The organism is Curtobacterium sp. PsM8 (genome assembly GCF_030433875.1).
In the GTDB taxonomy this organism is placed as follows: Bacteria; Actinomycetota; Actinomycetes; order Actinomycetales; family Microbacteriaceae; genus Curtobacterium.
On sequence record NZ_JARUXD010000105.1, the window covers coordinates 1 to 8356 of the forward strand.

General features: G+C 71.0%; 6 protein-coding genes and 1 pseudogene. All 7 read right to left on the reverse strand.

The annotated features are described in order from the left end of the window. Window positions 1-94: 94 nt before the first annotated feature. Window positions 95-1807 carry a CTP synthase gene (locus tag QCD68_RS16265; RefSeq protein WP_290157499.1) on the reverse strand — a complete coding sequence of 571 codons (1713 nt, stop codon included), beginning with the start codon at window positions 1805-1807 and terminating at the stop codon, window positions 95-97. 176 nt (window positions 1808-1983) lie between these two features. Next, entirely contained in the window at window positions 1984-3675 is a 1692-nt protein-coding gene (recN, locus tag QCD68_RS16270) for a DNA repair protein RecN (RefSeq protein WP_301223768.1), read from the reverse strand. 90 nt (window positions 3676-3765) lie between these two features. Continuing rightward, a complete protein-coding gene (locus tag QCD68_RS16275; RefSeq protein WP_111076141.1) occupies window positions 3766-4689 on the reverse strand; it encodes an NAD kinase in 924 nt (307 codons plus the stop codon). Beyond that, window positions 4686-5498: a TlyA family RNA methyltransferase gene (locus QCD68_RS16280; protein WP_301223771.1), complete on the reverse strand. Its 813-nt coding sequence runs from the start codon at window positions 5496-5498 to the stop codon at window positions 4686-4688. The genes QCD68_RS16275 and QCD68_RS16280 overlap by 4 nt, the downstream gene beginning before the upstream one ends. Before the next feature lie 256 nt (window positions 5499-5754). Beyond that, window positions 5755-6141 carry a hypothetical protein gene (locus QCD68_RS16285; protein WP_301223769.1) on the reverse strand — a complete coding sequence of 129 codons (387 nt, stop codon included), beginning with the start codon at window positions 6139-6141 and terminating at the stop codon, window positions 5755-5757. A 37-nt stretch (window positions 6142-6178) separates the two neighbouring features. Beyond that, entirely contained in the window at window positions 6179-7147 is a 969-nt protein-coding gene (locus tag QCD68_RS16290) for an HAD-IIA family hydrolase (RefSeq protein WP_301223770.1), read from the reverse strand. A 37-nt stretch (window positions 7148-7184) separates the two neighbouring features. Then, a pseudogene (locus QCD68_RS16295) lies at window positions 7185-8356 on the reverse strand (hypothetical protein); the annotation flags it as partial.

An 8356-nucleotide genomic window follows, 5' to 3' on the forward strand; every position in this document is an offset into this window, starting at 1 on the left:
CGGGCCCCCCCGGGGGTCTTTGGGAGGGGTGCCCCCCCCCCGGGGGGGGGGCCGCCTCCCGTCCGTCACGTGGTCGCGACCGCGACCTGCCGGCTCAGGCGACCGCCTCGGTCTCCGGGTCGAACAGGCGCGTCGACTCGTTGCGCTCGATCGCCGCACCGACGAGGCCCGCGAAGAGCGGGTGTGCGCGGTTCGGACGCGAGCGGAGCTCCGGGTGTGCCTGGGTGCCGATGTAGAACGGGTGCTCCGCACGGTCCAGCTCGACGTACTCGACGAGGGTTCCGTCGGGCGAGGTGCCGGAGAAGACCATGCCGGCGTCCGCGATCTGCTCGCGGTAGTGGTTGTTGACCTCGTAGCGGTGACGGTGGCGCTCCGATGCCTCCGTCGAGCCGTACAGCTCGGCGGCGAGGCTGCCCTCGGTGAAGTGTGCCGGGTACATGCCCAGGCGCATCGTGCCGCCCAGGTCGCCGCCGGCGATGATGTCCACCTGCTCCGCCATCGTCGCGATGACCGGGGTGGAGGTCTCGGGGTCGAACTCGGTGCTCGAAGCGTCGAGCAGGCCGGCCTCGTGGCGGGCGTACTCGATGACCATGCACTGCAGGCCGAGGCACAGACCGAGCGTCGGGATGGCCTGCTCACGGGCGAACTTCAGCGCGCCGAGCTTGCCCTCGATGCCGCGGATCCCGAACCCACCGGGGATGCAGATGCCGTCGACGTCGCCGAGGTTCTTCGCCGCGCCCTCCGGGGTGAGGCACTCGTCCGAGGCGACCCACTTCAGCGTGACCTTCGCGGTGTGGGCGAAGCCGCCGGCACGCAGCGCCTCGGTCACCGACAGGTAGGCGTCGGGCAGGTCGATGTACTTGCCGACCAGGGCGATCGTCACGGCCTTCTTCGGCTCGTGCACGGCGGTCAGCACACCGTTCCAGCGCGACCAGTCGACGTCGTGCGCCTCGAGGCGGAGGGCCTCGATGATGACCTGGTCGAGGCCCTGGTCGTGCAGCATCGTCGGGATGTCGTAGATCGACGGGACGTCCACGGCGTTCACCACGGCGTCCTCGTCGACGTCGCACATCAGCGCGATCTTGCGCTTGTTGGCGTCCGAGACGGGGCGGTCGCTGCGGAGCACGAGGGCGTCCGGCTGGATGCCGATCGAGCGGAGCTGCGCGACCGAGTGCTGCGTCGGCTTCGTCTTCTGCTCACCCGAGGCCGCCATGAACGGCACCAGGGAGACGTGCACGAAGAACACGTTGTTGCGGCCGAGCTCGTGGCGCACCTGCCGTGCCGCCTCGATGAAGGGCTGCGACTCGATGTCGCCGACCGTGCCGCCGACCTCGGTGATGATGACGTCGGGCTGCGGGTCGTTCTCGGACTGCTCGCGCATCCGACGCTTGATCTCATCGGTGATGTGCGGGATGACCTGGACGGTGTCGCCGAGGTACTCGCCACGACGCTCCTTGGCGATGACGGTCGAGTAGACCTGCCCGGTCGTGACGTTCGCCGACTGCGCCAGGTCGATGTCGAGGAAGCGCTCGTAGTGCCCGATGTCCAGGTCCGTCTCGGCGCCGTCGTCGGTCACGAAGACCTCACCGTGCTGGAACGGGTTCATCGTGCCCGGGTCCACGTTGAGGTACGGGTCGAGCTTCTGCATGACGACCTTGAGGCCGCGTGCCGTGAGCAGGTTGCCGAGGCTGGCCGCCGTCAGGCCCTTGCCGAGAGACGAGACGACCCCGCCGGTCACGAAGATCTGCTTCGTCACCTTCGGGGTCGTGTTCGAAGAATTGGTTCCGCCGCTGAGAGTGTCCGCCACGGGATTCCATCGTACGTCAGAAGTGCCGGGAGGCGCGACCCGCGTTCGCCGGGCGCGTTGCGTCCGGCGTCGGCGCACCCGGGTGAGGCGCGCCTCCCGGCCGGTACTGGGACCGGTGCTCGGGCCGGTGATGGCTCCGGTGCTCGGGCCGGTGATGGCTCCGGTGCTCGGGCGGGTCAGGCGGAGCGGCCGGCGACCTCGAGCAGTTCGCGTGCGTGCTCCATGCCGCTCGCGCTGTCGCCGAGGCCGGAGAGCAGCCGTGCCATCTCCTGCAGGCGGTCGTCGCCCTCGAGGCGGCGGACGCTCGACGAGGTCACCGCGCCGCTGGCGTCCTTCACGACGTTGAGGTGGTTGTTCGCGAACGCGGCCACCTGCGCCAGGTGCGTGACCACGATGACCTGGGTCCGTTCGGCGAGCGCCGCGAGACGCCGGCCGATCTCGATCGCGGCCGCACCGCCGACACCCGCGTCGACCTCGTCGAAGACGAAGGTCGGGACGGTGGTGCTGCCGGCCATCACGACCTCGATCGCGAGCATCACGCGTGAGAGCTCCCCGCCGGACGCACCCTTGCCGATCGGCCGCGGGTCGGTGCCCGAGTGCGGCTGCAGCAGGATCGCGACCTGGTCACGCCCGTGCCGCCGGAACTCACCGGCGTCGGTGACCTCGACCACCAGGGTCGCGCCGGCCATCGCCAAGCTCTTCAGCTCGGCGGTGACCCGCTTGGCCAGTTCGGTCGCCGCCTTCGTCCGCACCTTCGTCAGCGCGGTACCGGCGGCCTCGAGCGCTGCCCGATCGGACTCGACCGCCTGCTGCAGCTGCACGATCCGGTCGTCGTCGCCGTCCAGCTCGAGGAGCCGGTCGGAGGCACGCTGTCCGGCCGCGATGACGTCCTCGACGCTCTCGCCGTACTTCCGGGTCAGGCCGGCGAGCAGTGCCCGACGTTCGTTGATGAGCTCGAGGTCGTGACCGGCCTCGGGTTCGAGCGAGCCGATGTAGCTCGACAGCGACGCCGAGGCCTCGCTCGCCTGGATGCCCAGCTCGGTCAGCTGCTCCAGCACCGGCTGCAGCGCCGGGTCGACGCTCGCGACGCGTTCGATCGCGCGCCGGGCCGACTCGACCAGGCCGATCACGTCCGGACCGTCGAGCGACTCACTCGACACGGCCTCGTGCGCCAGGCCAGCGGACAGTCGGAGGTCCTCGAGGTTCCCCAACCGCTCCGCGCGTTCGGCGAGCTCGGTGTCCTCGCCCGGCTGCGGGTCGGCGGCCTCGATCTCGGCGGAGGCTTCGCGGAGGCGCGCGGCCTCGGCGAGCCGTTCGTCGCGGTCACGGGTCAGTGTCTCGAGGTCGCCCGTGTGCTGCTGCCAGGCGTCGTACACGGCGACGTACTTCGCCAGGGCCTTGTCGACCGCTGCGCCGCCGAACCCGTCGAGGGCGGCACGCTGCGCGGCCGCCGAGGTCAGCCGGATCTGGTCGGACTGCCCGTGCACGGTGACGAGCTGGTCGGCGAGTTCGCCGAGTACCGCCACCGGAGCGGTCCGGCCACCCACCGTGGCACGGCTGCGGCCCTCGGCCGAGACCGTGCGCGTCAGGATGAGTTCGCCGTCCTCGACCGTGCCACCGGCGTCCTCGACCCGCTCGGCGACGGCAGCGTGGTCGGGCAGGTCCCAGCGACCCTCGACGACGGCGTTCGGTGCACCACGGCGGACCGAGCCGGCGTCCGCACGGGCACCGAGGAGCAGGCCGAGCGCGGTGACGATCATCGTCTTGCCGGCGCCGGTCTCACCCGTCACGACGGTGAAGCCGGGGCCGAGCTCGAGCGTGGCGTCGCCGATCACGCCGAGGTCGGAGATGCGGATTTCCTCGATCACTGGATGTGCTCCTGCTGCTGGTTCACGTCGTGGTGCCGGTGCTCGTGCTGGTGGGCGTTGCCCGGGGCCTCAGGGGTCCGAAGGTGCGCGTCACACGTCCTCATCGTCACGCTGCGGCCCGCGCCAGCCCGCGACCGGCAGCCGGAACTTGGCGACCAGGCGATCGGCGAACGCGGCGTCCTTGATCCGGGCGACCCGCACCGGCTCCGGCGAACGGCGCACCTCGACGCGGGCTCCGGGAGGCAGGTCGTGCGTCCGACGCCCGTCGCACCACAGGACGCCCACGCCGCTCGTGCGCCGGAGGACCTCCACGGCCAGGACCCGGTCCGGGCCGACCACGATCGGTCGGGAGAACAGGGCGTGGGCGCTCAGCGGCACCATCAGGATCGCGTCGACGTCCGGCCACACCACGGGGCCGCCGCCGGAGAAGGAGTAGGCGGTCGACCCGGTCGGGGTCGAGAACACCACACCGTCACACCCGAAGGACGACAGCGGACGGCCGTCGACCTCGGTGACGACCTCGAGCATGCGCTCGCGAGAGGCCTTCTCCACCGTCGCCTCGTTGAGCGCCCAACTGGAGTAGACGATCTCGTTGCCGACGACCACGTCGACCTGCAGGGCGACGCGCTCCTCGACCTTGTACTCGCCCGTCAGGGCGCGCTCGACCGTCTCGGCCAGGCCGTCGCGCTCACTCTCGGCGAGGAACCCGACGTGGCCCAGGTTGACGCCGACGATCGGTGCCTTCGTGCCCCGGGCCAGCTCGGCTGCGCGGAGGATCGTGCCGTCGCCACCGAGGACGATGACGATCTCGATCTCGTCCGGACGCACGTCGACGCCGAGGATGTCGACCTGACCGACCGACGCTTCGGCACGGCGGATGTCGGCGTACTCGTCGAAGGGCATCACCGGGGTCAAACCGGCGTCGTGCAGGATGTCGCACACCTCGACCGCGGCGTCGATCGAGTCGCGCCGTCCGGTGTGCGAGACCAGCAGGATGTGTCGTTCGTCGCTCATGGCGCTCCCTCTGCCAGTTCCGTCGCCCGGAGGATCCATTCTGTCGGGTTCTCCCCGGCACCTCGCTGGAGACGCGCGAGGTACTCGTGGTTGCCGTGCGTCCCGACGATCGGGGACGCCGCCACGCCCGCCGTTCCGAGGCCCAGGTCCCAGGCGGCCCAGAGGACGTTCATGAGCGCGTCCTGCCGCAACGACGCATCCCGGACGATGCCCTCGCGGATGCCGGTCCGGCCGACCTCGAACTGCGGCTTCACCAGCAGGACGAACTCGTCGGCCGGCACCGCGTCGACCAGGGCGGGCAACACCATGCGGAGGCTGATGAACGACAGGTCCCCCACCACCAGGCTGGTGCGCTCGGCAGCGGGGTCGAGAGCCAGGTAGTCGTCGCGCGTGAGGTTCCGGGCGTTGACCCCCTCCACGACGGCGACCCGGTCGTCGATCGCGATCGCCGGGGCCAGCTGACCGTGACCCACATCGAGGGCGATCACCCGCGAGGCACCACGTGCGAGCAGCACCTGGGTGAACCCGCCCGTCGAGGCTCCGACGTCCAGGACCGTCCGGCCACGGGGGTCGACTCCGAACGCGTCGAGCGCGCCGACGAGCTTCAGCGCAGCGCGGGAGACCCACTCATCCTCGGCGTCCACCACGATGTTCGCAGAGGCGGTGACCGGGGTCGAGGCCTTGACGACCGGGACCCCTTCGATCGTGACACGGCCGGCCAGGATGAGGGCGGCCGCGGCGGTCCGGGAGCGAGCGAGACCTCGCGCGGGGATCGCGGCGTCGAGGCGCATCGTGGCGGTCGACGGCATCGCGGTGCTGGTGCTGGTGCTGGTGCTGGTGCTGGTGCCGGCGCTGCCCGTGCTGCTGTCGGCGCCGACCGTGCTGCCGTCAGCGCTCACCGTGCTGGTCTCGGCGCTGGCCATCGGGTCGGTCCCGGCCGTGTGGTCGGGGCTGGCTACGTGCTCGGTGTCGTTCGTGGGGGACGTTCCGATCGTGGAGGTCGTGCCGGGAGCGATGTCGGCCCCGCCTGCTGTCTCGCTGACGTGGTCGGCGGTGTCCCCGCGCTCACCCACGAGTGTCCCCGCCCTGTTCGAGCCGGGTGCGGAGTTCGTCGTGCAGCGCCGCGAACGCGTCCGCACGATCCGCCAGCGGCAGACGCTCGACCCCTGCGGCCCGACCACCCACGGTGTCGACGCCGGACTCGATCAAGACCCCCGCCGTGCCGTCTGGGTCGTCACCGCTCCGAGCGACCGAGGTCGAGTCAGCGTCCGAGGCCGAGGCCGAGGCCGAGTCAGCGTGCAAGGTCCAGGCCGCGTCCGCGGTCACGGCCGCGTCGGCGCCCGGGATCGTCTCGACGCCGCGCAGACCGCCGGGCGTCGGGCGCGGCGGTCCGGGAACAGCCCGCGGCTCCGTCGGCGCACCGACCGACCGGCCAGCGGAGGGAGTGCCCATCACATCATCGCTCCGGGCTGGTTCCACGCCCGTCACGCTACTCGCCGCCGTACAGCGCCGGGTCCACGTCGAGGCCGTAGATGGCCAGGCCGGAGTCCCAGATCGCCGTCGCACCGGCGCGCAGCAAGTCCATCTCGTCCGACCCCACGTGCTCGGCACGGACGACATGTCCGCGCATGGACACGGTCGACTCCCCGACGGTCACACGGCGCGTGCCGTCCGGGTCCTCAGTGCGGATGGTGACCGGGTAGGGCTCGTGCAGTCCACGGAGGTCCTTGAGCACGTAGGTCGGCCGCGAGCGCTGGTCAGCCGCGAGCACCTGCTTCGGCTGGTCGATGCCGGTCAGCACGAGCACGCTGGGGATGCCCGCATCATTCGCACCCTTGATGTCGGTGTCCAGACGGTCCCCGATGAACAGCGGACGCTCGCCGCCGAACCGTGCCAGTGCCGCGTCGAAGATCGGCCGCTCGGGCTTGCCGGCCACGACCGGCATCCGACTCACCGCCTGGTGCACCGCTGCGACGAGGGTCCCGTTGCCCGGAGCGATGCCACGCTCCACCGGGATCGACCAGTCCATGTTCGTAGCCACCCACGGCACGGAGGCATCCGCCAACGCGAAGGAGGCTTCGGCGAGCTGCTTCCACCCGAGCTCCGGCGAGAACCCCTGGATGACCGCTGCCGGGTGGTCGTCCGCGCTGTCGGTCACCACGAACCCGGCCTGCTCGACGATCGTCGTCAGTCCGAGTCCGCCGATCACGAGGACGGTCGATCCTTCCGGAACGAGGGTCGCGAGCAGCCGAGCCCCCGCCTGGGAGGAAGTGACGACGTCGTCTGCCGTCACCTCGAGCCCGTACTGCTCGAGGTGTTCGGCGACGTCCATCGGACGCCGCGAGGCGTTGTTGGTGATGTAGCCGACGCGAGCCGACGTGGCGGCCTGGTTGAGGGCCTCCACGGCGTGCGGGATGGCGCTCCGACCCCGGTAGACGACACCGTCGAGGTCGGTCATGACCACGTCGATGCCGTCGACCGGTGTCCGCGGAGAGTCAGCCGGCTGCGGATCCGTCGATGTCGCGGGGGTTGTCTTCGTCGATCTCGCCGGGCTGGTCCCCGGCGTCGTCGGAGTCGTCGTCGAGGTCGTCGTCCCCGAGGGCGCTGACGTACCCGTTGCCCGGCTCGGCGTCCCCGAGTTCTGCGTCGTCGAGCTCGACGGACTCGTCGCTGACGGGCTCGTCGCCGACGGGCTCATCGTCTCCTGACTCGTCGTCTCCGGGCTCGTCGAACTCGTCGACTTCGATCGCTTCCTCGACCACATCCACTGTCTCCCAAGCATCGTCTTCGGCGGCTTCCGCGAGGGCTTCGGCCGCGCGGTCGACGCGGGCCCACCACTCGTCGGCCTCGTCCTGGCGACCGAGCTCCTCGAGCGTGGCCGCGTAAGCACTGTAGAGCGCCGGCGACCAGCTGTAGGCGGTCGAGGGGTCGAGCTGTGGAATCTCCAGCTCGCCCAGCGCGGCTGTGGGATTCCCGAGGTCCAGACGTGCTCCGGACATCGCGATCGCGAGTTCGACCTGCACCGGCGTCTCGAGTGCGGCGCGGTCGACGGACCGTCCGAGCTCGAGGGCACGCTCCGGGCGCCCGAGCCCGCGCTCGCAGTCGACCATCATCGGGAGCTGGTCGTTGCGGCCGGAGATCCGTCGGTACGTGCGGAGTTCTCGGAGCGCCGTGGCGAAGTCACCGAGACGGTACGCCGTGATCGCGGCGGTCTCACGGACCACAGCCACGCGGCCGGCTCGGCGTGCAGCGCTCAGCGCGTGCTGGTTCGCTTCCTCCGGATCGGAGTCGACGAGGAGCGCCGCGGTGATGAGGTGTCGCGCCACCCAGTCCGCGTTGTCCTTGCTGAGGGTCTTGAGCTCAGCACGAGCGGCGGGGTGGAGGTCTCGGGCATCGATCTCGTCCGGGATCTCGGGGTCGTCGTGACGCGGGCGGATCGAACGGGTGCCGTACGGGTCCCGGTCTTCCCAGTCGTCCCGAGCGGCCTCGCCGAAGCGGGCGCCGGCCGAGCGATTACCGTCGCCGAACCGCTTCCGATCGGCTCCACCGTCGCGGGAGGGGCGGTCGTCATTGCCGCGGAACGGACGGTCGTTGCTGCGGAAGGGACGATCTCCATCGCGACGCGGACGGTCGTCGTTGCTGCGGAACGGACGATCACCATCGCGAC

What these genes read in the sequence shown, in the direction of transcription:
- QCD68_RS16275 (WP_111076141.1), bottom strand. Translation starts at nt 4,689, where the DNA reads ATGAGCGACGAACGACACATCCTGCTGGTCTCGCACACCGGACGGCGC.
- QCD68_RS16285 (WP_301223769.1), bottom strand. Translation starts at nt 6,141, where the DNA reads ATGGGCACTCCCTCCGCTGGCCGGTCGGTCGGTGCGCCGACGGAGCCG.
- QCD68_RS16290 (WP_301223770.1), bottom strand. Translation starts at nt 7,147, where the DNA reads ATGACCGACCTCGACGGTGTCGTCTACCGGGGTCGGAGCGCCATCCCG.
- QCD68_RS16280 (WP_301223771.1), bottom strand. Translation starts at nt 5,498, where the DNA reads ATGCCGTCGACCGCCACGATGCGCCTCGACGCCGCGATCCCCGCGCGA.